This window comes from Mycobacterium sp. E1715 (genome assembly GCF_001667625.1).
Classification (GTDB): domain Bacteria; phylum Actinomycetota; class Actinomycetes; order Mycobacteriales; family Mycobacteriaceae; genus Mycobacterium.
The window spans coordinates 1-20,807 of the sequence record NZ_LZJJ01000123.1 but is presented as its reverse complement, the minus strand read 5'-3'; the positions used below and the strand labels follow the sequence as shown (position 1 = coordinate 20,807).

23 protein-coding genes and 1 riboswitch are annotated in these 20,807 nt (G+C 70.9%); of the genes, 5 read left to right on the top strand and 18 right to left on the bottom strand.

Features of this window, described 5'->3' with window-relative positions; translation table 11 throughout:
- Positions 1-97: 97 nt before the first annotated feature.
- From hflX to A9X03_RS06635, 6 genes are all read right to left on the bottom strand, one after another.
- On the bottom strand, positions 98-1,519 hold the full coding sequence (gene hflX, locus A9X03_RS06660) for a GTPase HflX (protein ID WP_068260220.1): 1,422 nt from the start codon (positions 1,517-1,519) through the stop codon (positions 98-100).
- A gap of 46 nt (positions 1,520-1,565) precedes the next feature.
- Positions 1,566-2,438 (bottom strand): diaminopimelate epimerase, encoded by an 873-nt coding sequence (gene dapF, locus A9X03_RS06655; protein ID WP_067888428.1) that lies wholly within the window; start codon positions 2,436-2,438, stop codon positions 1,566-1,568.
- A 60-nt stretch (positions 2,439-2,498) separates the two neighbouring features.
- Positions 2,499-3,437: a tRNA (adenosine(37)-N6)-dimethylallyltransferase MiaA gene (gene miaA / locus A9X03_RS06650; protein WP_067785419.1), complete on the bottom strand. Its 939-nt coding sequence runs from the start codon at positions 3,435-3,437 to the stop codon at positions 2,499-2,501.
- Position 3,438: 1 nt separating this feature from the next.
- Positions 3,439-4,128 (bottom strand): hypothetical protein, encoded by a 690-nt coding sequence (locus tag A9X03_RS06645; protein WP_067785422.1) that lies wholly within the window; start codon positions 4,126-4,128, stop codon positions 3,439-3,441.
- Between the two features lie 33 nt (positions 4,129-4,161).
- Positions 4,162-5,130: a DMT family transporter gene (locus A9X03_RS06640; protein WP_067747329.1), complete on the bottom strand. Its 969-nt coding sequence runs from the start codon at positions 5,128-5,130 to the stop codon at positions 4,162-4,164.
- Positions 5,131-5,332: 202 nt separating this feature from the next.
- Positions 5,333-6,235, bottom strand: coding sequence for a DMT family transporter (locus A9X03_RS06635; protein ID WP_067747326.1), 903 nt, complete (start codon positions 6,233-6,235; stop codon positions 5,333-5,335).
- Positions 6,236-6,468: 233 nt separating this feature from the next.
- Here A9X03_RS06635 and A9X03_RS06630 point away from each other — a divergent pair, with 233 nt between their 5' ends.
- Positions 6,469-7,830, top strand: coding sequence for a DUF349 domain-containing protein (locus A9X03_RS06630; protein ID WP_067747324.1), 1,362 nt, complete (start codon positions 6,469-6,471; stop codon positions 7,828-7,830).
- On the opposite strand, the gene A9X03_RS06625 is transcribed toward A9X03_RS06630, so the two are convergent.
- Genes A9X03_RS06625 through recA form a run of 4 tightly spaced genes read right to left on the bottom strand, consistent with a single transcriptional unit; the run spans position 7,827 to position 11,553 of the window.
- Entirely contained in the window at positions 7,827-8,441 is a 615-nt protein-coding gene (locus A9X03_RS06625) for a hypothetical protein (RefSeq protein WP_156669850.1), read from the bottom strand. The two genes, A9X03_RS06630 and A9X03_RS06625, sit on opposite strands and share 4 nt — an antisense overlap.
- Positions 8,429-9,961, bottom strand: a complete 1,533-nt coding sequence (miaB, locus tag A9X03_RS06620) for a tRNA (N6-isopentenyl adenosine(37)-C2)-methylthiotransferase MiaB (RefSeq protein ID WP_068260216.1) — start codon at positions 9,959-9,961, stop codon at positions 8,429-8,431. Before miaB ends, A9X03_RS06625 begins: the two co-directional genes overlap by 13 nt.
- 52 nt (positions 9,962-10,013) lie before the next feature.
- Positions 10,014-10,535, bottom strand: a complete 522-nt coding sequence (gene recX / locus A9X03_RS06615) for a recombination regulator RecX (RefSeq protein ID WP_067747320.1) — start codon at positions 10,533-10,535, stop codon at positions 10,014-10,016.
- Positions 10,501-11,553 (bottom strand): recombinase RecA, encoded by a 1,053-nt coding sequence (gene recA / locus A9X03_RS06610; protein ID WP_067747318.1) that lies wholly within the window; start codon positions 11,551-11,553, stop codon positions 10,501-10,503. Before recA ends, recX begins: the two co-directional genes overlap by 35 nt.
- A gap of 167 nt (positions 11,554-11,720) precedes the next feature.
- Positions 11,721-11,846, top strand: a riboswitch (cobalamin riboswitch).
- Between the two features lie 42 nt (positions 11,847-11,888).
- Between recA and A9X03_RS06605 the strand changes: the two genes are divergently transcribed.
- The gene (locus A9X03_RS06605) at positions 11,889-12,596 is read left to right on the top strand and encodes a (2Fe-2S)-binding protein (protein ID WP_082954986.1); all 708 of its coding nucleotides are present in this window, start codon (positions 11,889-11,891) and stop codon (positions 12,594-12,596) included.
- Positions 12,597-12,704: 108 nt separating this feature from the next.
- Here the strand turns inward: A9X03_RS06605 and A9X03_RS06600 are convergent, their stop codons facing one another.
- The 3 genes from A9X03_RS06600 to A9X03_RS06590 are packed head-to-tail and all read right to left on the bottom strand — an operon-like array spanning position 12,705 to position 14,405.
- A complete protein-coding gene (locus A9X03_RS06600) occupies positions 12,705-12,899 on the bottom strand; it encodes a DUF3046 domain-containing protein (protein WP_067747316.1) in 195 nt (64 codons plus the stop codon).
- 43 nt (positions 12,900-12,942) lie between these two features.
- The gene (locus tag A9X03_RS06595; RefSeq protein ID WP_067747313.1) at positions 12,943-13,206 is read right to left on the bottom strand and encodes a hypothetical protein; all 264 of its coding nucleotides are present in this window, start codon (positions 13,204-13,206) and stop codon (positions 12,943-12,945) included.
- 32 nt (positions 13,207-13,238) lie between these two features.
- On the bottom strand, positions 13,239-14,405 hold the full coding sequence (locus A9X03_RS06590; RefSeq protein WP_067747311.1) for a glycosyltransferase: 1,167 nt from the start codon (positions 14,403-14,405) through the stop codon (positions 13,239-13,241).
- 53 nt (positions 14,406-14,458) lie between these two features.
- On the opposite strand from A9X03_RS06590, the gene A9X03_RS06585 reads away from it, so the two are divergent.
- Positions 14,459-14,890, top strand: a complete 432-nt coding sequence (locus tag A9X03_RS06585; protein WP_067747309.1) for a limonene-1,2-epoxide hydrolase family protein — start codon at positions 14,459-14,461, stop codon at positions 14,888-14,890.
- On the opposite strand, the gene A9X03_RS06580 is transcribed toward A9X03_RS06585, so the two are convergent.
- The 4 genes from A9X03_RS06580 to pgsA all read right to left on the bottom strand — a co-directional run bounded on the left by A9X03_RS06580 (position 14,887) and on the right by pgsA (position 17,729).
- Positions 14,887-15,690, bottom strand: coding sequence for a hypothetical protein (locus tag A9X03_RS06580; protein WP_156669849.1), 804 nt, complete (start codon positions 15,688-15,690; stop codon positions 14,887-14,889). The genes A9X03_RS06585 and A9X03_RS06580 overlap by 4 nt on opposite strands.
- A 16-nt stretch (positions 15,691-15,706) precedes the next feature.
- Positions 15,707-16,537 carry a phage shock protein PspA gene (pspA, locus tag A9X03_RS06575; protein WP_067747303.1) on the bottom strand — a complete coding sequence of 277 codons (831 nt, stop codon included), beginning with the start codon at positions 16,535-16,537 and terminating at the stop codon, positions 15,707-15,709.
- A gap of 127 nt (positions 16,538-16,664) precedes the next feature.
- Positions 16,665-17,015, bottom strand: a complete 351-nt coding sequence (clgR, locus tag A9X03_RS06570; protein ID WP_067747301.1) for a transcriptional regulator ClgR — start codon at positions 17,013-17,015, stop codon at positions 16,665-16,667.
- A 114-nt stretch (positions 17,016-17,129) separates the two neighbouring features.
- Complete coding sequence (gene pgsA, locus A9X03_RS06565; protein WP_067747298.1) at positions 17,130-17,729, bottom strand: CDP-diacylglycerol--glycerol-3-phosphate 3-phosphatidyltransferase; 600 nt, start codon at positions 17,727-17,729, stop codon at positions 17,130-17,132.
- Positions 17,730-17,767: 38 nt separating this feature from the next.
- On the opposite strand from pgsA, the gene A9X03_RS06560 reads away from it, so the two are divergent.
- Positions 17,768-18,295: an amino-acid N-acetyltransferase gene (locus A9X03_RS06560; protein ID WP_067747296.1), complete on the top strand. Its 528-nt coding sequence runs from the start codon at positions 17,768-17,770 to the stop codon at positions 18,293-18,295.
- Positions 18,296-18,365: 70 nt separating this feature from the next.
- Here the strand turns inward: A9X03_RS06560 and A9X03_RS06555 are convergent, their stop codons facing one another.
- Positions 18,366-20,693: a DNA translocase FtsK gene (locus tag A9X03_RS06555; RefSeq protein WP_197696027.1), complete on the bottom strand. Its 2,328-nt coding sequence runs from the start codon at positions 20,691-20,693 to the stop codon at positions 18,366-18,368.
- Between A9X03_RS06555 and A9X03_RS30080 the strand changes: the two genes are divergently transcribed.
- A partial coding sequence (locus A9X03_RS30080; RefSeq protein WP_231975359.1) for a hypothetical protein occupies positions 20,584-20,807 on the top strand: 224 nt, incomplete at its 3' end. The two genes, A9X03_RS06555 and A9X03_RS30080, sit on opposite strands and share 110 nt — an antisense overlap.

The following is a 20,807-nucleotide window of genomic DNA, read 5'->3' as shown; positions in this document are numbered from 1 at the left end:
GTGGATGACCTCCGGCGACTCGAAACTCTGTCGCCCAACATATACCAACCAGACGGTTGGTCGGCAGCCGGCGGGGTGGCCACGGCGCGCCGGCGGATCAGCCCGCCGAGAACTCCTGCAGGCGCCCGGCCAACGCCACCGGGACTCGGGCCTTGATCCGGGTGCCGTCGGGGCTGTGCTCCTCCTGCTGCACGCGCCCGTCGGCGTGCAGCCGGGCCACCAGGTCGCCGCGGTGGTACGGAATCACCACATCCACGGCCGTGTCGGCGGGGACGGCCAGCTCGCCCATCCGGCACCGCAGGGCCTCGATGCCTTCCCCGGTCCTGGCCGAGACGAACACGGCGCCGGGCAGGGCGTGACGGAGTCCGGCCAGCGTGAGGCCGCTCGCGGCGTCGACCTTGTTCACCACCAGCAGCTCGGGCGGCGGGTCGCCGTGATGGTCTGCGATGACGTCGGAGATCACCTCGCGCACCGCGTTGATCTGGGCCAGCGGGTTGGCGTCGGAGCCGTCGACCACGTGCACGAGCAGGTCGGCGTCGACGACCTCCTCCAGCGTGGAGCGGAACGCCTCGACGAGTTGGGTGGGCAGGTGCCGGACGAACCCGACGGTGTCGGTGAGCACCAGCGGGCGACCGTCGGTGAACTCGGCACGGCGGGTGGTGGGCTCCAGCGTGGCGAACAACGCGTCCTGCACCAGCACCCCGGCCCCGGTCAGCGCGTTGAGCAGGCTCGACTTGCCGGCGTTGGTGTAGCCGACGATCGCGACCGACGGGACGTCGCTCTGCTGGCGGCGGCTGCGCTGGGTGTCGCGGACCTGCTTCATGTCCTTGATCTCGCGGCGCAGCTTCGCCATGCGTTCACGGATGCGGCGGCGGTCGGTCTCGATCTTGGTCTCACCGGGACCGCGCAGGCCCACGCCTCCCCCGCTGCCGCCGGCGCGGCCACCGGCCTGCCGGGACATCGATTCACCCCAGCCGCGCAGCCGCGGGAGCATGTACTCCATCTGGGCCAGCGACACCTGCGCCTTGCCCTCCCGGCTGGTGGCGTGCTGGGCGAAGATGTCCAGGATCAGCGCGGTGCGGTCGATGACCTTCACCTTGACCGCCTTTTCCAGCGCGGTGAGCTGCGCCGGGGACAGCTCACCGTCGCAGATCACGGTGTCAGCGCCGGTCGCCAGCACCACCTCGCGCAGCTCCTGGGCCTTGCCCGAGCCGATGTAGGTGGACGGGTCGGGCTTGTCGCGGCGCTGGATGAGCCCCTCGAGCACCTGGGAACCGGCGGTCTCGGCCAGGGCGGCCAGCTCGGCCATGCTGGCCTCGCTGTCGGCGGCGGTGCCGTCGGTCCACACGCCGACGAGCACGACGCGCTCCAGGCGGAGCTGGCGGTACTCGACTTCGGATACGTCGGCGAGTTCGGTCGACAGCCCGGCGACGCGGCGCAGCGCCGACCGTTCTTCCAGGGCGAGTTCGCCGGTGCTTGGCTCCGGCACAGCGGGTTTGGAGAATTCAGGATGTGTCATAGGCAATACAGAATGATGCACGGCGGATCGGCGTCGTGCACCTGAATTAACGTCGCTGCGCGTCCCACCATTCCCCGCTGATCTCCCCCTGTGCCACGAGAACCGACGGTCCCCTCAGGTAGCTGGTGGCGTCGGTGATGGTGACGACGACGTCGCCGCCGGGCACCCGCACCTTCAGTGTGCCGGTGTCCGCACCGGCGGCGGCCAGCGCGGCCACCGTGGCCGCGACCGTGCCGGTGCCGCAGGAGCGGGTCTCGCCGACGCCTCGCTCGTGCACCCGCATCCGGACCGCGCCGTCGGCCGGCGCCGTGACGAGTTCGATGTTCACGCCCTCCGGGAACTGGGCGTGGTCGAAGCTCACCGGCGCCGCCACGTCCAGCCCGGCGAGTTCCTCGGCGGTCAGATCGGGATCCACGCATGCCAGGTGGGGATTGCCGACGTCGACCGCCAGGCCGGAAAACCGTCGGCCACCGACGATGGCGCTGCCCGGGCCGAGGGTGTTGGCCTTGCCCATGTCGACGCTGATGTCGGCGTGCGTCGCGTCGGCGTGGTGCACGGTGATCGGCCGGGGGCCGGCCGGCGACCCGATCACGAATTCGTCGCGGGACTCCATGCCGCTGGCCCGCAGGTAATGCGCGAACACCCGGATGCCGTTGCCGCACATCTGGGCGATGGAGCCGTCGGCGTTGCGGTAGTCCATGTACCAGTCGGCCGACGCCACGCCGTCGGGCAGGCGGTCCAGCACGCCGGCCGCCAGAGCCGCCGCGGCGGTGGTGACTCGCAGCACCCCGTCGGCGCCCAGTCCCCGACGCCGGTCGCACAGGGCGGCCACCCGGGCGGGGGCGAGGTCGAGCGCGGCCTCCGCGTCCGGGAGCACCACGAAATCGTTCTCGGTGCCGTGGCCCTTCGCGAACATCATGCGCGCCACTCCTCACCTCCGGCTGCGCCGGCAGCATCGTCGTCGGCGCGAATCACCTGCTCAGGATACGTGGCCCCACGCTTGCAGCGCTTCGTCGACGAGCCGGGCGCCGTCCGCCCCCGCTTTTTCAGAGTCCAGCCAGTGAACCCGGTGGTCGCGGCGGAACCAGGAGCGTTGCCGGCGGACATAGCGTCGAGTGCCCACGTAGGTCTGTTCGCGTGCGTCCCGCAGCCGCTCGGTGCCGCCTCCGGCGTCGAGCGCCTCGATCACCTGCGCGTAGCCCAGGGCGCGCGACGCGGTGACCCCGTCGCGCAGGCCCTCACCGAGCAGCGCGCTGACCTCCTCAACGAGCCCCTGGTGGAACATGGCGTCGGTGCGGCGGGCCAGCCGCTCGTCCAACGTCGTTGTCTCGCAATCCAATCCGATGATCGCGGTGTTCCACCTCGGGGTGCCGATGCGTGGCGCGGACGCGGCGAAGGGCCGACCGGTCAGCTCGACGACTTCGAGCGCCCGCACGATGCGCCTGGCGTCGGTCGGCAGGATGGCCGCCGCGGCGGCGGGGTCGCGGCGGGCCAGCTCGGTGTGCAGCCCGCCGACGCCGACCTCGGCCAGCCGCTGCTCCCAGCGAGCCCGCACCGCGGGATCGGTCGCGGGGAACGACCAGTCGTCGAGCAGCGATTGGATGTAAAGCATGGAGCCGCCCACGATGATCGGAACGGCGCCGCGGGCCGCGATCGCCTCGACGTCCGCCGCGGCGGCGCGCTGATAGCGGGCGACCGTCGCGGTCACTTTGACGTCCAGCACGTCGAGCTGGTGATGCGGGATGCCGCGGCGTTGCCCGACGGGCAGCTTGGCCGTGCCGATGTCCATGCCGCGATAGAGCTGCATCGCGTCGGCGTTCACGATCTCGGCGGCGTCGAGCCGTTCGGCGAGATCGAGTGCCAGCTGCGACTTGCCGGTTCCGGTGGGGCCGATGATCGCCAGCGGTCGGGCGGTCACTTCAGACCTGCCAGGCGCCGGCGAAGTAGCCCACGCCGTAGGGCGCCCCCCGGTATAGCTCCTTGGCCGACCGCGGTCCCGGCTCGGCCAGCCCGGCCAGCACCTGGAAGGCGACGCGGCCGAGGATCTGCCGGGGCAGCCGCGCCAGGGCGGCGACGTCGCCGGTCGCCAGCGCGTCGTCGAGGGCCAGCTGCGCGTCGGCGTTGGCCGGGTCGTATCCCCCGGGCGCGCTCGGGGTCAACGTGTTCGCGCCATCGGCCACGACCAGCACGCCGATCGGCTCGGCTGACCGGTCGACCTCGGCGCGCAACGCCCGGCCCTCGGCCAGGGCGGCCTCAGCGTCGTGGTCGGTGCGGTAGATGCGGGCCTCGGCGGTCGCGTCGGGGCGGGCCTGGCCGCGCACCCAGCCGGCCAGCAGCGCGGACACCGGCAGGTCGGCGGGCGCCGCGGTGTCGGCGCGCGGGGAAAGCCCGACCCGGACGTCCACACCGAAACCCGCGAACGTGCCGGCCGCATCCCGCCCCCACGCTTCGTCGCGTGCCCCGGTGCCGATGACGATCCAGCGGGCGGGGAGAAGGGCTGCCGCCGCCAGCACAGCGGCCACCAGATCGGTCACCTCCGCGGCGGCCCCGCCGGCCAGCTCGGGCACGAGCAGCGGCGCCGAGGGAACGATGGCAATCCCGCTGAGCACGCCACCAAACTAATGGTTCGCCGACGCGCGCGCTCAGGCCTCGGCGGCCACGACCACGGGGCCGGTGTTAAAAGGGTCGGCCTCGCCGTCCGAGGACGACCACGCGTCCGGCGTGATGCTCCCGTCGTCCCGGCCGACCTCGGCGACCATGGTGGCCGCCTCCCCGCGGGCCAGGGCGACGGTCGCCACGATCACCACGGCGATCGCCGCTACCAGCACGAAGGCCTTGGGCCCGTCCGCGTTCAGCGTTTCGCCCAGCACGAAGATGCCGAGCAGGCCGGCCACCACGGGCTTCGCCACCGTCATCGTCGGCATGGAGGCCGTCAGCGCACCGGCGCGGAACGCCGACTGCTGGAAGATCATCCCGGTCAGCGCCAACAGCAGCCACGGGACGAACTCGGGCGCGGTCAGCACGGCCAGCGGGCCGTCCTCGCCGACCTCGACGATCCCTTTGGTGAGCACCGCGAACAACGCCAGCGCCGAACCCGCGACCACCGCGAGCAGGGCGGCCGCGAACGGGCTGCCCGACCAGATCCGCGCGGCCACCACGCACGCCACCAGCAACGGCACCATCACCGCGGCGACGATGGCCCACGTCTCGACCGACGCGCGCTGATGTCCGGAGGCCGGGTCACCGACGATGATGACCACCGCCAGGGCCCCGGCGAGCACCACCGCCCACACCCACTCCCAGCGGGTGACCCGGCGCTTCGTCAGCCGCGCGTAGATCGGCAACGCGAACAGCAACGCCGTCACCTGCAGCGCGGTCACCAACACCACAGAGCCCCAGGCCAGGGCCCCGGCCTGCAGGCTGTAGTTGATGATCGCCGCGAGGCCTCCCAGCCACCACCGGGTGTCCTTCAGCGACATGCGGAACAGCTCCAGGTGGCCGACCTGCTTGTCCGTGATCTCCTGCGCAGAGCGCTGACGGATCACGTCGCCGACCGCGGATGCCAGCGCCGCGCACAACGCAATCAACGCCGCGACGTCAACCTTCGACATGAGTGACCCCTCATCTCACGATTGCCCCGACCAGCTTTCCCTGGGGCTCGGGCAAATACACGCAATATTTGCGATCAGTTCAGCAACAACTGTATGACGTCGCACACGCTGCGGCGCGCTCAACGAATCACCCTTTGTTCTTACGGCATTAACCTAAGGATGCGCTGTGGGCAACGCGTCGATCCGGTTAACCGCGGCGTCGCTAAGCCGGTTGCGCTGCGGCGTTCGGCAACCCGGCCGCAATCCTGTCCTGCGTCGCGGAGGCGTCGCCGCGCGCGAGTTCGACGGTGGCCGCCGCCATCACCAGCGCCGCGGCCGCCAGCGCCAGCATTCCTCCGCGACCGGTGTCGAGCGTCTCGCCGAGGACGGCGACGCCCAGCGCCGCCGCCACGACCGGCTGGGACACCTCCAGCGTCGGCATCGAGGCGGTCAGGGCGCCGGCACGAAACGCCGACTGCTCCCAGGCGAATCCCGCCACCGCGATCAGCAGCCACGCGTAAAGCTCGGGTGTCCGGACCACCGCCCACCCGCCGTCGCCGAGCCGATGCACCACTCCCTTGGCCAGCACCGCGAAGACGGCCCAGAGGGAACCGGAGACGAAGGCGAGCAGCGCGGCGGCCAGGGCACCGCCCCAGACGCGCGCGGCCACCACGCACCCGAGGAGCAGCGGGGCCAGCACCCCCGCCACGATGGCCCACGTCCGCAGCGGCGCGGTCGAGTGGCCCGCCCGCGGGTTGCCGACCGTGACGATCACGGTCACCGCGGCGGTCAGCACCACGGCCCAGGCCCACTCCCGGGCCGTTACGGCGCGGTCGGCGAGCCGGGCGCTGATGGGCAACGCGAACAGCAGCGAGAGGACGAGCAACGCCTGCACCAGCAACACCGACCCCTGGTCAAGGGCGGCCGCCTGCAACACGATGCTGACCACGAGCAGCACGGCGCCCCACCGCCACCGCCTGTTGCCGAGCAGCTTGCGGACGAGTTGGAGCTGCCCGATCGACGGGTCGGCGATCCGGTGGGTCGCCCGCTGCTGCAGCACGTCGCCGATCGCGACGCAGAGCGCGGACGCCAGCGCGAGCAAAGCGGCGATGTCCGCCTTGTCCATGGTTTCTCCGTCCGAGTCGGGGTTACGGACAACTGTGATACCTGATGCGCCTGCGCCGATGCATCTCGAACGGCAAGATCTGAGGTGGCGGCGGACGCGCCGACAAGCTGCTTGAATACTGTTAAGCAGCTGTTGGGAAGGCCACGAGCGCCGCCCCGCACTGATGCAGACGGTGCCGCTACGCGCGGCAGGTGCGCGGAGTTCCGACCGCGCGAAGGGTAGGTGACGAGCGCATGACGGCTGACGAACCCCAGGGACCGGACCCGGTCGGGCCGGTGCCCCAACCGGTTTCACGCCCGGTGCCACGCCCGGGACCGCGTCCCGGGCCACGGCCGGCGAGCGCGGCGCCGCGGCCCGTCGTCCACCCGATTCCGGCGCCGCCACGCAGCAACCCGCATCAGTTCGGGCGCGTCGATGATGACGGCACGGTCTGGCTGATCACCGCGGCCGGCGAGCGCATCGTCGGCTCGTGGCAGGCCGGGGACCGCGAAGCCGCCTTCGCCCACTTCGGTCGCCGCTTCGACGACCTGAGCACCGAGGTCACGCTCATGGAGGAGCGGCTCGCGGCGGGAACCGGGGACGCCCGCAAGATCAAGGCCCACGCCTCGGAGCTGGCCGAAACGTTGCCGACGGCTGCCGTACTCGGCGACGTCGACGCGCTCGCCGGCCGGTTGGCCAGCCTCATCGACCAGGTCGAGACCGCCGTCGCTGAGGAGCGCTCCCGGCGCGACGAGCATCGCGCCGCCCAGACCGCGCGCAAGGAGGCGCTGGCCGCCGAGGCCGAGGAGCTGGCCGCGAACTCGACGCAGTGGAAGGCCGCGGGTGACCGGCTGCGGGCCATCCTCGACGAGTGGAAGACCATCAGCGGCCTGGACCGCAAGGTCGACGACGCGCTGTGGAAGCGCTATTCGGCGGCCCGCGAGGCGTTCAACCGGCGGCGGGGGTCCCACTTCGCCGAGCTGGACCGCGAACGCATGGGCGTCCGGCAGGCCAAGGAGCGACTCTGCGAACGCGCGGAGGCGTTGTCCGATTCGACGGACTGGACCGCCACCAGCGCCGAATTCCGCAAGCTGCTCACCGAGTGGAAGGCGGCGGGGCGGGCCGCCCGGGACGTCGACGACGCGCTGTGGCGGAGGTTCAAGGCCGCCCAGGACGTGTTCTTCACGGCGCGCAACGCGGCGACGGCCGAGAAGGACGCCGAACTGCGGGCCAATGCCACGGCCAAGGAGGCGCTGCTGGCCGAGGCGGAGAAGATCGACACCGGCAACCACGACGCGGCCCGGGCGGCGCTGCGCTCGATCGCCGAGAAGTGGGACGCCATCGGCAAGGTGCCGCGGGAGCGGTCCGCCGAACTGGAGCGCCGGCTGCGTGCCGTCGAGAAGAGGGTGCGTGACGCGGGCGAGGCGGATTGGTCGGATCCCCAGGCGCAGGCCCGCGCCGAGCAGTTCCGCGTCCGCGCCGAGCAGTACGAGCAGCAGGCGGAGAAGGCCGCCGCAGCGGGCCGCACGAAAGAGGCCGAGGAGGCCAGGGCCAACGCCGAGCAGTGGCGGCAGTGGGCACAGGCGGCCGCCGAGGCGTTGACGCGTAAGCCCTAGGCGTCGGGATCCCGGGGCGCCCGGTCCGGGCTGTCGGGCTCGTCGTTGAGGCTCTCCAGCAGCGTCTTCGACTGCTGCTGCGCCGCGACCCGGCGCCGCTGCTCCTCGGCCGCGAGCTGCACGATCGTTCGCGACCATACGACCCGCGCCCACTGGTAGGTCAGCGTCAGGACGACGATCCACGCCGCGATCAACCCCACCCCGGGGCCCGGGTGCCCCGCGGCGACGGTCTGGCGCGACCAGATGGCCAACAACCCGGCCGCCCCGGCGAGCGCCGAACCCGCCAGCGCGATCCAGGCCAGCGCCCAGCGCCGCGTCACCAAAGCCAGCATGGAGAACCCGACGCCGAACACCAGCGCCAGCCAGGCGAACACCCGCGAGGGCAGCGCAACCGCCGCCGCGCCGGCGCCGTGGCTGCTGAACAACACGTCCCAGCCCCGCACCGCGCCGGTGTGCGGCAGGATGAACGATCCCAGGAGCACGAAAACCAGGATCGCCACGACGAAGCCGCGTGGGCCCGGGTCGAATCCACGCGCCACCCGGCGTTCGGCGGCCTCGATTTCGGTCCGTAGGGCGTCGAAGTCGGGGTGTTCTTCCATCATCGGGCACATCCAAGGGATTCTGTGGGGTCGGGGGGCGGTCCGACGGCGGGCATGCCGAGGCCGACGCCGCCCGGGCGCTCCCCGGCGGCGTGCGCGTCGCCCGCGCGGGTTCGGCGATGGCTGAGGATGCCGCCGTCGGCGATGAGGTGGTGCGGCGCGGCCTGGGTGAGGACCGCGGTGACGACGTCCCCGGGACGCACCCGGTCGGCCCCGGAGCTGTCCAAGCCGAAGTGCACCAGGCGGCCGTCGCGGGCGCGGCCGGTCATCCGCGCCGTGCGGGTGTCCTTGCGCCCCTCCCCGGCGGCGACCAGCAACTCCACCGTCTGGCCGATCAGCGCGCGATTGCCCTCCAGCGAGATCTGCTCCTGCAGCTCGACCAGCCGCTCGTAGCGTTCCTGCACAACGGCTTTCGGGAGTTGCCCGTCGAGTTCGGCGGCCGGGGTGCCGGGCCGCTTGGAGTACTGGAAGGTGAACGCGGCCGCGAACCGGGCCTGCCGCACCACGTCCAGCGTGGCGGCGAAGTCCTCTTCGGTCTCGCCGGGGAACCCGACGATCAGGTCGGTGGTGATGGCGGCGTGCGGCATGGCCGCGCGGACGCGGTCGATGATGCCGAGGTAGCGCTCGGCGCGGTACGAGCGCCGCATGGCGCGCAGCACCCGGTCGGAGCCGGACTGCAGCGGCATGTGCAGGGCGGGGCAGACATTCGGCGTCTGCGCCATGGCCTCGATGACGTCGTCGGTGAACTCGGCCGGATGCGGGGAGGTGAACCGCACGCGTTCCACCCCGTCGATGTCGCCGCAGGCCCGCAGCAGCCGCGCGAAGGCGCCGCGATCGCGGGGCAGCGCCGGGTCGGCGAAGGACACCCCGTAGGCGTTGACGTTCTGACCCAGCAGCGTGACTTCGAGTACGCCGTCGTCCACCAGGGCTCTCACCTCGGCCAGGATGTCGGCCGGGCTGCGGTCGACCTCCTTGCCCCGCAGCGCGGGCACGATGCAGAAGGTGCAGCTGTTGTTGCATCCGACCGAGACGGAAACCCAAGCGGCGTAAGCCGATTCGCGTGCGCTTGGCAGCGAGGAGGGAAACTCCCGCAGCGACTCGGCGATTTCCACCTGGGCGGTCTTGTTGTGTCGGGCCCGTTCGAGCAGCGTGGGCAGCGACCCGATGTTGTGCGTGCCGAAGACGACGTCGACCCAGGGCGCCTTGCGCAGCAACGCGTCCCGGTCCTTCTGGGCCAGGCAGCCCCCGACCGCGATCTGCATCTCGGGGTTGCCGCGCTTGCGCGGAGCCAGGTGGCTGAGGTTGCCGTACAGCTTGTTGTCGGCGTTCTCGCGGACGGCGCAGGTGTTGAAGACCACGACGTCGGCGTCCCCAAAATCCGAGCCGTCGGGGGCGCGCCGGTAACCGGCCGTTTCCAGCAGGCCCGCCAGCCGCTCCGAATCGTGGACGTTCATCTGGCAGCCGTAGGTGCGGACCTGATAGGTGCGCGCACCGGCGCCGTCGGGCGAGCCCGCGGCGTCCTGCACCACCATCGAAGTCACGGGGCCATGGTACGGCGACCCGGCGGTACCCGAGAAACCGCAGCTAGACCCGGCGGCGGTCCCGTTCGGCGGCCAGCTCGGCGAGGACGACCTCGCACGCCAGGTTCTGGCTGTAGCCCCGGCGCGCCAGCATTCCGACCAGCCGGCGGGTCACCCGCGCGTCGTCGCCGTCCAGCGTCTCGCGACGCAACTTGGCCCGCACCAACTCCTCGGCCCGGTCCCGTTCGGCGCCGGCGTCGATTCCGGACAGCGCCGAGGCGATCACGTCCTTGTCGACACCCTTGGTGTGCAATTCGGCGGCCAGGGCGCGCTTGCTCTTGCCGGCCTTCGCCCGGCGCGAGCGCACCCACTGTTCGGCGAAGCCGGCGTCATCGACCAAGCCGACGGTTGCGAGTCGGTCGAGCACGGCGGCGCTGATGTCCTCGGGATAGCCGCGCTTCGCGAGTTGGCCGTGCAGCTCGGCGCGGGTGCGCGCCCTCACGGTGAGCAGGCGCAGGCACAGGGTCCGCGCCTGCTCCTCGCGAGAGGGCTCAGAAATCGACGGGGGCGGGCAGGACGCTGTCATCGGACAAGCCATCGGTCACAACCGCACCAATGCCAAGCTTTTCCTTGATCTTCTTCTCGATCTCGTTGGCCACGTCGGCGTTCTCCATCAAGAAGGTGCGGGCATTCTCCTTGCCCTGGCCGAGCTGCTCACCCTCGTAGGTGAACCAGGAACCCGACTTGCGGATGAAGCCCTGCTCCACCCCCATGTCGATCAGCGAGCCCTCCCGGCTGATCCCCCTGCCGTAGAGGATGTCGAACTCGGCCTGCTTGAACGGCGGTGACACCTTGTTCTTGACGACCTTGACCCGGGTGCGGTTGCCCACCGCGTTGGTACCGTCCTTGAGGGTCTCGATCCGGCGCACGTCCATGCGCACCGAGGCGTAGAACTTCAAAGCCTTTCCACCCGTGGTGGTTTCGGGGCTGCCGAACATCACCCCGATCTTCTCGCGCAACTGGTTGATGAAGATGGCGGTGGTGCCCGAATTGTTCAGCGCGCCAGTCATTTTCCGCAGCGCCTGGCTCATCAGCCGGGCCTGCAGCCCGACGTGGCTGTCACCCATCTCGCCCTCGAGTTCGGCGCGCGGCACCAGGGCCGCCACCGAGTCGATGACCAGGATGTCCAGCGCGCCGGAGCGGATCAGCATGTCGGCGATCTCGAGGGCCTGCTCCCCCGTGTCGGGCTGGCTGACCAACAGGGAATCGGTGTCGACGCCGAGCTTCTTGGCGTAGTCCGGATCCAGGGCGTGCTCGGCGTCGATGAACGCCGCGACGCCACCGGCGGCCTGGGCGTTGGCCACCGCGTGCAGGGCGACGGTGGTCTTACCCGAGGATTCCGGGCCGTAGATCTCCACGACCCGGCCGCGGGGCAGGCCGCCGATGCCCAGGGCCACGTCCAGTGCGATGGATCCGGTCGGGATGACCGAGATCGGCTGACGCATCTCGTCGCCGAGACGCATCACCGAGCCTTTGCCGTAGCTCTTTTCGATCTGGGCCATCGCCAGCTCGAGAGCCTTCTCGCGGTCGGGGGCTTGCGTCATGGTGCCTCTCCTATGGTTCGGTGTGTTCGGTGACCGGTATCGGTCGGTTGGCCGTGACACTAGAGAAGGCCACCGACAAGTTGTCTCGCCGAACGTTCCCCACAGTAGCCGAACACCTGTTCGACTCAAGCGGACACGCCGAAGCCACGCGCGTGTGGCAACATTTGCTACCGAAACGCGCTGACGGGGCCCATGGAGCCTGAGGAAACCGGTGTGAATCCGGTGCGGTCCCGCCACTGTGACCGGGATGCCCTCCCGAGAGCCAGACACTCGCCGTCAGCGCTTCCTCACGACAACTGGGGCGGATTTCCCCGTAAGGGTCTGGTTGCGCATCGATGGACATCTCCGCTGAGCTGGCCGAAATAGCCTCGTATCAAGGGTTTTTCGCGTTGACCGTGGGCGGGACCGCGGCCGGGTGGCACCCGGTCCGGCGGTCCTACGCCGACGGGTTCGCCGACTTGGTCGAGGCCACCGCCCGGCGCTATCGCACGACGGATCTGCGGATCGGCGCCTCGCTGGTTCATCTCGGACACGCCACCCGCCTGTGGTCGCCCGTGCTCGCGTGCGCGCTGGCCCACGGCGTCGTCCCCGACCTGGGCGACCTGCAACGCGCCGGCGACGGGGCGCAATTGCGGCTGCCCGCGCCGGCCGGGTTCCCCGCCCGCTCACCGGACACCCTGTACCGGGCGGTGGTGCGCGAGCACATGCAGCCGCTCGCCGCCGGCCTGCGGGTCAAGCTGGCGCCCGCGCTGCTGGCGGGCAACCTGGCGTCGGCGCTGGTCGGCGCCGCCCGGGCCCTCCTGGCGGCGCGACCGGACCTCGACCTGCAGATCGCCGAAACGACCCGTGCGCTGCTGAGCACCGGTGTGCTGGCCGGATCGGGCGTCGTCACCGGCCCGCGCCTGGCCTTCAGGCGCCGCAGTTGTTGCCTCTTCTATCGGCTGCCCGGTGGAACCGTGTGCGGCGACTGCGTCTTCGAGACGCAGCCGCCGGACCGGCCTCGGGCGCCGCGTCGTTTACCCCCATCGCGCGGGGGTACCTGAGCACCACGCCCACCGAGACATCCCTGCGAGCCCTCGCGTTGACCTGTCGGTACACCTCGCGGGGCTACTGCGGCAGCACCAAAACCGACCTACGAATGGGCTGCCCACTCACCACTGGTCGCGCGGCACGTCGAAGTCCACGCACAGGGCCCGCCACACGTCACGGGGCTCGACCCCGTCCTCGATCGCCTGGGCGGCGGTGCGGCCGCCGAAACCGGTCAGCACGTGGTCGGCCAGGACCGAAGAACCGTATGCCGCACCGAATCGCAGGACCACCCGCTCGTTGAATTCCGTTAGCCGCACGCCAGCAAGATACCCACCGGGTGCGGATCGGACACCGGCCGCGTCAGCGCCAGCTGGCCGGCAGGTCGTTGAGGTGATTGGGGCAATAGTCCTGAACGGCCTCGGACATGGTGGTCCGCGCGCGCTGCGCCGACATCCGGGAGCGCAACTGCATGAAGGCGTACTCGGCCGGCGCATAGCCCTGCTCGGCGGCCGCCGGATCGTCCATCAACTGGCACGCCTGCTGCTCGTCGCCGCTGTCGGCGCGGGCGACACCCGAGCTGAACATCAAGGCGAGAAGCAGGCCGCCGGCCGCGATCGATTTCATTGCCGTTGCCCTCCTTTGCGCGACCTTGGCCATCATCCCGTCAGAGCGAGCGCCTCGTGGCACACCCGCACCGGATCGGCCACGCCGGCGATGCTAGCGGCGGCGGTCCGGGCCGCCTGGCGGTATCGGGGCGACGACAGCACCTCGTTGACCGCGGCCACCAACGCCCCGGCGGTCAGCGGCCGCACCAGCAGCCCGCTGCCCTGCCGGACCACCCGGTTGGCGATCTCCCATTGGTCGCCGCCGCCGGGCACCACCACCAGCGGCACCCCCGCCAGCAGCGTCTTGGCCACCATGCCGTGCCCGCCGCCGCAGATGGCCAGGTCGGCGTGCGTCAACAACTCGGCCTGGCTGCCCAGCCCGACCACCGCCCACGGCGGCACCTGCAGATCCGTACCGCCCAGCCGGGAGACCACCAGCCGCGATCCGGCGGGCAGCGTCTCCCCGGGCCGCAGGTGAGCCAGCGCGACCTCGGCCATGCCCTCGGTCCCGGTCGACGCGGTCGACGGCGCCACCACCACCACGGGCCCCGAACCCGCCGGGATGTCCAGCACCCGATCGGTCGGTTCGAAGTGCAGCGGGCCCACCACCACGGCCTCGGACGGCCAGTCCGGCCGCGGCACCTCGAGGGCGGGCAGGGTGGCGATCAGCCGCCGCAGCGGGCCGGGGTCGTGGGCCGGCAGCCCGATCTCGACCCGCACGGCCGCGCGTTGCCGCAGGCCCGCGCGCCACGACCGCGCGGTGAGCGCCCGCATCGTCGCATCGCGGAGCCGGCCGCGGATACCCGTGCCCGGCGCCAGCCCGCTGCCGATCGGCGGCAACCCCTTCGACGGCAAATACAGCGGGTGCGGGTCCAGCTCGATCCACGGGATGCCCAACAGCTCGGCGGCCATGCCGCCGCCGGCGGTGATGACGTCGGAGACCACCAGGTCGGGCGACAGCTCGCGCAGCGCCGGCACGTTCAGGACGGCCATCCGCGCCGCGCGCCGATGGATCCGCGCGCCGGCGTCGACGTCGTCGTCGGTGGCCGCCAGCCCGTCCAGCGGCGCGGCGCCGATGCCTGCGGCGCGGGCGGTGTCGAGCCACTCGGCGCCGGTGAACAGCGTGGGCTCGTCACCGGCCCGGGCGAAGCGTCGGCACAGCGCAATCGCGGGAAACGAGTGCCCGGGATCCGGCCCGGCGACCACGGCGACACGCATCGGCCTTACCCTGCCACAGCGCGCGGCCGCAACGCTCGCCTACGCTGGCGATCATGACCGAGCCGACCGGGACAGCCGTTGCGAACACCCGCACGGTCGAGACCTTCCTGAACGCCCTGCAGGACGCCGATTACGACGCCGCCGACGCGGCACTGGACGACGACCTCGTCTACGAAAATGTCGGGCTGCCGACGATTCGTGGCCGCGCCAGGGCCATGAAGCTGTTTCGCCAGATGGACGGCCGCGCCGCCTTCGAGGTGAAGATCCACCGGATCGCCGCGGACGGCGGCGCGGTGCTCACCGAGCGCACCGACGCCCTGATCTTCGGCCCGCTGCGGCTTCAGTTCTGGGTGTGCGGCGTGTTCGAGGTCCACGACGGACGAATCACGTTGTGGCGCGATTACTTTGACTTTTTCGACATGGTCAAGGCCACCCTTCGCGGCCTGGCGGCGATGGTGGTGCCGTCGTTGAAGGCGACGTTCTAGCTCGCTCCGCGCAGACCGCCGAGTTCGTCGAACGCCTGCGCCCAGCCGACCAGGCGGTCGGTGGCCCCGGTCAGCTCGGCGCGGTAGCGCTGCGAGGCCGCCAACTGGTCGCCGTTGGCGGAGGACACCAATTGCGCTGCGGCGGTGACCATTTCGTTGTACTGGCGAACGCCGGCGCTGAGCTGCGCGGTGAACGCGTTGATGGTGGGCACCAGATACGTTCGCGATGATTCGCTGGACTCGGCCGCCCGCTCCATCGACACCACCTCCGCGGCGGTGGCCGCCATGGCCGCCGAACTCTTGCTGGCCGCCGCGGACAGGTCGCGTATTTCGGCGGTCGGCAGCATCGATCCCCGCTCGATCACGTTCAGCAGCGACAGGAATCCGCGCTCGGAGGCGCCCAGCGCGTACATCGCGGGCCGCGCCGCCGAGCCGGGCGGCGGCAGCCGTCGCACGTTCGCCGGGCGGGGTGTGGGCAGCGGCTCGGAACGCAGCCACCGGTAGCGCAGCAACAGCAGCGTCGCCGGGACGGCCATGATGACCGCGACAGCGCCGGTGATCTCCAAGAGCAGCGCGAACCAGCCCCACGCCGCGAGCAGCATCGTCACCACCGCCCAGAACACACAGCCGACGGCGAAGATCAGGCCCCACCGCAGCGCGCGGCGCCGCCGCCGCAACAGCCGAGCGCGGGGATCCGCTGCGGCGCTGAGCTTTTGGGCCACCAGGTCGGAGAGGTCGGCGGCGGTGGCCAATCCCCGCCCCAGCACCGTGCGCCAGAGCCCGCCCCGTGTCTCGCTCACCGCCCCGACACCCGGGCTACTGGCCAAAGGGCTTCTCGGTGGCCGCGCTCCCGGTCGTCTCCGCGGGCGCGGGCGCCGCCTGCGGGGTGGCCCCGGGGGCAGGCGTCCCACCGGTCGGCAACGCTTCGCCGCGCATCGAGGCGCGGATCTGCTCCAGCCGGGAGTGACCGGCCATCTGCACGCCGGCCTGCTCGACCTCGAGCATGCGGCCCTGCACGGAGCTCTGCGCGAGCTCGGCCGATCCGATCGCGTTGGCGTAGCGGCGTTCGATCTTGTCGCGCACCTCGTCGAGGCTGGGCACGTTGCCGGGCGCGGCGATCTCGCTCATCGAGCGCAGCGAGGCGCTGACCTGTTCCTGCATCTTCGCCTGCTCGAGCTGGCTGAGCAGCTTGGTGCGCTCGGCGATCTTCTGCTGCAGCACCATCGCGTTCTGCTCGACCGCCTTCTTGGCCTGGGCGGCCGCGCTCAGCGCCTGGTCGTGCAGGGTCTTGAGGTCCTCGACGCTTTGCTCGGCGGTCACCAGCTGGGCCGCGAACGCCTCGGCGGCGTTGTTGTACTCGGCGGCCTTGGCGGCGTCTCCGGCGGCGGTGGCCTGGTCGGCCAGCGTCAGCGCCTGGCGGACGTTGACCTGCAGCTTTTCGATGTCGGCGAGTTGCCGGTTCAGCCGCATCTCGAGTTGGCGCTGGTTGCCGATCACCTGGGCGGCCTGCTGGGTCAGCGCCTGGTGCGTGCGCTGCGCCTCCTCGATCGCCTGCTGGATCTGCACCTTGGGGTCGGCGTGCTCGTCGATCTTCGCGTTGAACAGCGCCATGAGGTACTTCCACGCTTTGACGAACGGATTGGCCATGAGTGAGCTCCACCTTCGCTTCGTATAGGCCGGATGGTCCCGGGATGGGCCGACGCTTGTCGCTCAATTTAGTGGGTCGGCGCCGATCGCCCTACCCCTAGCGGTCCATCGTTGCCGACGGTGCGGCTCAGGCGATCGCCAGGGATGCCACCGGCGGGATGACGACCTTGGTGTCGGCGTCGATGCTGGGGCCGCGCAGCCCGTCGGCGGGCGCCCCGTGGGCCACGCGTTCGCGGGCCCGTTCCTGGCCGGCCATCCGCTCGCCGGCGTCGGTCAGCACCGACGACAGCGGGACCTGCAACGCCTCGCAGATCGCGTTGAGCAGCTCGCTGGACGGCTCCTTGCGGCCACGCTCCACCTCGGACAAATACCCAAGGCTCACTCGCGCCGAATCGGAGACCTCGCGCAGCGTCCGGCCCTGCGTCATGCGGGCCTCACGCAGCACGTCGCCGATGACCTCGCGCACTAATGGCGGCATTCCTGCCCTCCTTCGTCCAGTCAGCCCGCTCGGCGCGAATAGGCCGCGACTGCAGGCGCTCAAAAGGTGAAACGCGGGCGGCGGGGCGTTGGTTCCCGTTCGGCGACCGCAGAATCAGTCGGATGTCCGGCGCACTTCCCGCACGGTCGACACCACGTAGTCGATGCCGGTGACGATCGTGAGCACGATCGCCACCCCCATCACCACCGCCGCCGCCACCCGCAGCGGCCCCGACAGCGGCAGGATGAACAGGCCGATCGCCACCACCTGCACCACGGTCTTGACCTTGCCGCCCCAGCTGGCCGGGATGACCCCGCGGCGGATCACGGCCAGCCGCAGCACGGTCACCCCGAACTCGCGGGCCAGGATCACCACGGTGACCCACCAGGGCAGGTCACCCAGCATCGACAGGCCGATCAGCGCCGAGCCGACCAGCGTCTTGTCCGCGATCGGATCGACGAAGGCCCCGAATTCCGTTGCCATGCCGTAATTGCGGGCCAGCAGGCCATCCAACCGATCGGTGATGCAGGCGATCGCGAAGATCACGAAAGCCACGATCCGAAAGGCGAACTCGTGACCGTCCTTGGCGAACAGCGCGAGCAGGAAGATCGGGACCAACACCAGCCGCAGCAACGTCAGCGTGTTGGCGAGGTTTGCGATGTGGACGCGGCCCGGCGGTCCGGTCAACGGACCCGTTTGCGGCTGCCCCGACACCGCAACAGAATAACTGTTGACCAGCGCAGCCGTCCCCGATGCCGATACTGTTAGCCGTGACCGATAGTTCGCAGGACTGCCTGGTGCGACGCGCGCGAACCTCCGACGTCCCCGCCATCAAGCAGCTCGTCGACACCTACGCCGGCAGGATCCTGCTCGAGAAGAACCTGGTGACGCTGTACGAGGCCGTCCAGGAATTCTGGGTGGCCGAACGCGAGGGCGCCGTGGTCGGCTGCGGTGCGCTGCACGTGATGTGGTCCGACCTGGGCGAGATCCGCACCGTCGCGGTCGACCCGGCGATGACAGGCCACGGCATCGGCCACGCGATCGTCGACCGGCTGCTTGAGGTCGCGCGCGAGCTGCAGCTCAAGCGGCTGTTCGTGCTCACGTTCGAGACGGAGTTCTTCGGCAAGCACGGGTTCACCGAGATCGAGGGCACGCCGGTGACCGCGGAGGTGTTCGAGGAGATGTGCCGCTCCTACGACATCGGTGTCGCCGAGTTCCTCGACCTGAGTTACGTCAAGCCCAACATCCTGGGCAACTCCCGCATGCTGCTGGTGCTCTGACTCGCCGAGCGTGACATGAGGCGGGAAATCGGCCGAAATCTCGCCGTGGGTGCACGTTCGGCGCCGGGGGCTAGTCGTCGGGGTCGCCGCCGTCGGCGTCGGCGCCGCCCCGGATCAGCGCCAGCGTTCCGGCCAGCTCGTCGGGCTTGACCAGCACGTCGCGCGCCTTGGATCCCTCGCTGGGCCCGACGATGCCGCGCGTCTCCATCAGGTCCATCAGCCGGCCGGCCTTGGCGAAGCCGACCCGCAGCTTGCGCTGCAGCATCGAGGTGGAGCCGAACTGGCTGGACACCACGAGCTCGACCGCCTGCAAGAACACGTCCATGTCGTCGCCGATGTCCGGGTCGACGTCGGTGCGCTCGCCGGTGGGCTTGGCCGTCGTGACGCCCTCGGTGTATTCGGGCTCGGCCTGGTCCTTGCAGGCCGTGACGACGGCGTGGATCTCCTCGTCGGTGATGTAGGCGCCCTGCAGGCGCAGCGGCTTGCTCGCGCCCATCGGCAGGAACAGGCCGTCGCCCATGCCGATCAGCTTCTCGGCGCCGGCCTGGTCCAGGATCACCCGGCTGTCGGTGAGCGACGACGTCGCGAACGCGAGCCGCGACGGCACGTTGGTCTTGATCAGGCCGGTGACCACGTCGACCGACGGGCGCTGGGTGGCCAGCACCAGGTGGATGCCCGCCGCCCGGGCCTTCTGGGTGATCCGCACGATGGCGTCCTCGACGTCGCGGGGCGCGGTCATCATCAGGTCGGCCAGCTCGTCGACGATCGCGACGACGTACGGGTAGGGCCGGTATTCGCGCTGGCTGCCCAGCGGCGCGGTGATGGCCCCCGACCGCACCTTTGCGTTGAAGTCGTCGATGTGGCGCACCCGGGAAGCCTGCATGTCCTGGTAGCGCTGCTCCATCTCCTCGACCAGCCAGGCCAGGGCGGCCGCGGCCTTCTTCGGCTGCGTGATGATCGGGGTGATCAGGTGCGGAATCCCCTCGTACGGGGTCAGCTCCACCATCTTCGGGTCGATCAGGATCATCCTGACCTCCTCGGGCGTGGCCCGGGTCAGCAAGGAGACCAGCATGGAGTTGACGAAGCTCGACTTACCCGAACCGGTGGAGCCGGCGACCAGCAGGTGCGGCATCTTGGCCAGGTTGGCCGAGATGAAGTCGCCCTCGATGTCCTTGCCAAGCCCGATCACCAGCGGGTGGTGGTCGCGGCGGGTCGACGGCGCGGTGAGCACGTCGGCCAGCCGCACCATCTCCCGGTCGGTGTTGGGCACCTCGATGCCGACGGCGGATTTGCCGGGGATCGGGGCCAGCATGCGCACGCTCTCGGTGGCCACCGCGTAGGCGATGTTCTTCTGCAGCGCGGTGATCTTCTCCACCTTCACGCCCGGGCCCAGCTCGACCTCGTACCGGGTGACGGTCGGCCCGCGGGTGCAGCCGGTGACGGCCGCGTCGACCTTGAACTGGGTGAGCACCTCGCTGATGGCGTCGGCCATGACCATGTTGGCGGCGCTGCGCTTCTTCGGCGGGTCCCCCGCCACCAGCAGGTTCAGCGAGGGCAGCGTGTAGGGGCCCTCGACGACCCGGTCGACGATCTCGGGCGGCTTCTTGGCGCGACGGCGGCTCTTCCCGATGGCCGGCTCCGGTGTGGTGGGGATGTCGTCCTCGTTGTCCCGCAGGGCCGGGGCCGGGTCGGCCGCCGGCCAGGCTTGCGGCTCGTCTTCGGGAAGCGAGCTCTCGTCGTAAAAGTCTTCGGCCACAGCGGAATCCGCGTAGTCGTCATAGTCGTCGTACTCGCCGTATTCGTCGTCGCCGAGCAACCGGGCGCCGAACATGGCGCGGACCGCGTCGGGCACCTCGCGGATCGTGGTTCCGGTCAGCAACAGCAGGCCGAACATGAAGCCGATGAACAACAGGGGCGCGGCGATCCAGGCCGTCAGCCCGTCCGACAGCGGGCCGCCGATGGCGAAGCCGATGAATCCCGCCGCGCGGCGGCGCGCCTCGGGGTCTTCAGGCGAACCGGACCACAGGTGCCGCAGGCCGAGCACCGACAGCGCGATCAGGGTGCCGCCGAGGATGAGCCTCGGGCGCGCGTCCGGGTTGGGCTGCGTGCGCATCAGCGTCACCGCCACCGCGGCGGTGACGACCGGGAGCGCCAGCACGCCCGCACCGATGAAGGTCCGCAACAGCGTGTCGACCCATGCACCGACCGGTCGGGCGGCGTTGAACCACGAGCTCGCGGCGACCACGACGGAAAGGCCGAGCAGGCCCGCGAAACGGCGCAACCAGTCGCTGCTGGTGGCCGCCGGGCTGACCGGCGGGCGCGCCCTGCGCGCCACCTGGCTGATGGCCGCGCGCAGCACGGGCGGCGCGGCCCGGTCGATCGGGCGGGCCCGCGACATCGACCCGGGACACCGCCGCGACGGGATCGCGCTGATGCTGCTCGGCCTTTCCGTCGTGGTCGCCGCGAGCTCGTGGTTCAACGCCGCCCGACCGGTCGGTGCATGGGTCGACAC

Coding starts and splice junctions, on each gene's coding strand:
- hflX (WP_068260220.1), bottom strand. CDS start 1,519: ATGACACATCCTGAATTCTCCAAACCCGCTGTGCCGGAGCCAAGCACC.
- dapF (WP_067888428.1), bottom strand. CDS start 2,438: ATGATGTTCGCGAAGGGCCACGGCACCGAGAACGATTTCGTGGTGCTC.
- A9X03_RS06640 (WP_067747329.1), bottom strand. CDS start 5,130: ATGTCGAAGGTTGACGTCGCGGCGTTGATTGCGTTGTGCGCGGCGCTG.
- A9X03_RS06635 (WP_067747326.1), bottom strand. CDS start 6,235: ATGGACAAGGCGGACATCGCCGCTTTGCTCGCGCTGGCGTCCGCGCTC.
- A9X03_RS06630 (WP_067747324.1), top strand. CDS start 6,469: ATGACGGCTGACGAACCCCAGGGACCGGACCCGGTCGGGCCGGTGCCC.
- A9X03_RS06625 (WP_156669850.1), bottom strand. CDS start 8,441: ATGTGCCCGATGATGGAAGAACACCCCGACTTCGACGCCCTACGGACC.
- miaB (WP_068260216.1), bottom strand. CDS start 9,961: ATGGTGGTGCAGGACGCCGCGGGCTCGCCCGACGGCGCCGGTGCGCGC.
- recX (WP_067747320.1), bottom strand. CDS start 10,535: ATGACAGCGTCCTGCCCGCCCCCGTCGATTTCTGAGCCCTCTCGCGAG.
- recA (WP_067747318.1), bottom strand. CDS start 11,553: ATGACGCAAGCCCCCGACCGCGAGAAGGCTCTCGAGCTGGCGATGGCC.
- A9X03_RS06605 (WP_082954986.1), top strand. CDS start 11,889: ATGGACATCTCCGCTGAGCTGGCCGAAATAGCCTCGTATCAAGGGTTT.
- A9X03_RS06595 (WP_067747313.1), bottom strand. CDS start 13,206: ATGAAATCGATCGCGGCCGGCGGCCTGCTTCTCGCCTTGATGTTCAGC.
- A9X03_RS06590 (WP_067747311.1), bottom strand. CDS start 14,405: ATGCGTGTCGCCGTGGTCGCCGGGCCGGATCCCGGGCACTCGTTTCCC.
- A9X03_RS06585 (WP_067747309.1), top strand. CDS start 14,459: ATGACCGAGCCGACCGGGACAGCCGTTGCGAACACCCGCACGGTCGAG.
- pspA (WP_067747303.1), bottom strand. CDS start 16,537: ATGGCCAATCCGTTCGTCAAAGCGTGGAAGTACCTCATGGCGCTGTTC.
- clgR (WP_067747301.1), bottom strand. CDS start 17,015: ATGCCGCCATTAGTGCGCGAGGTCATCGGCGACGTGCTGCGTGAGGCC.
- A9X03_RS06560 (WP_067747296.1), top strand. CDS start 17,768: ATGCCGATACTGTTAGCCGTGACCGATAGTTCGCAGGACTGCCTGGTG.
- A9X03_RS06555 (WP_197696027.1), bottom strand. CDS start 20,693: ATGTCGCGGGCCCGCCCGATCGACCGGGCCGCGCCGCCCGTGCTGCGC.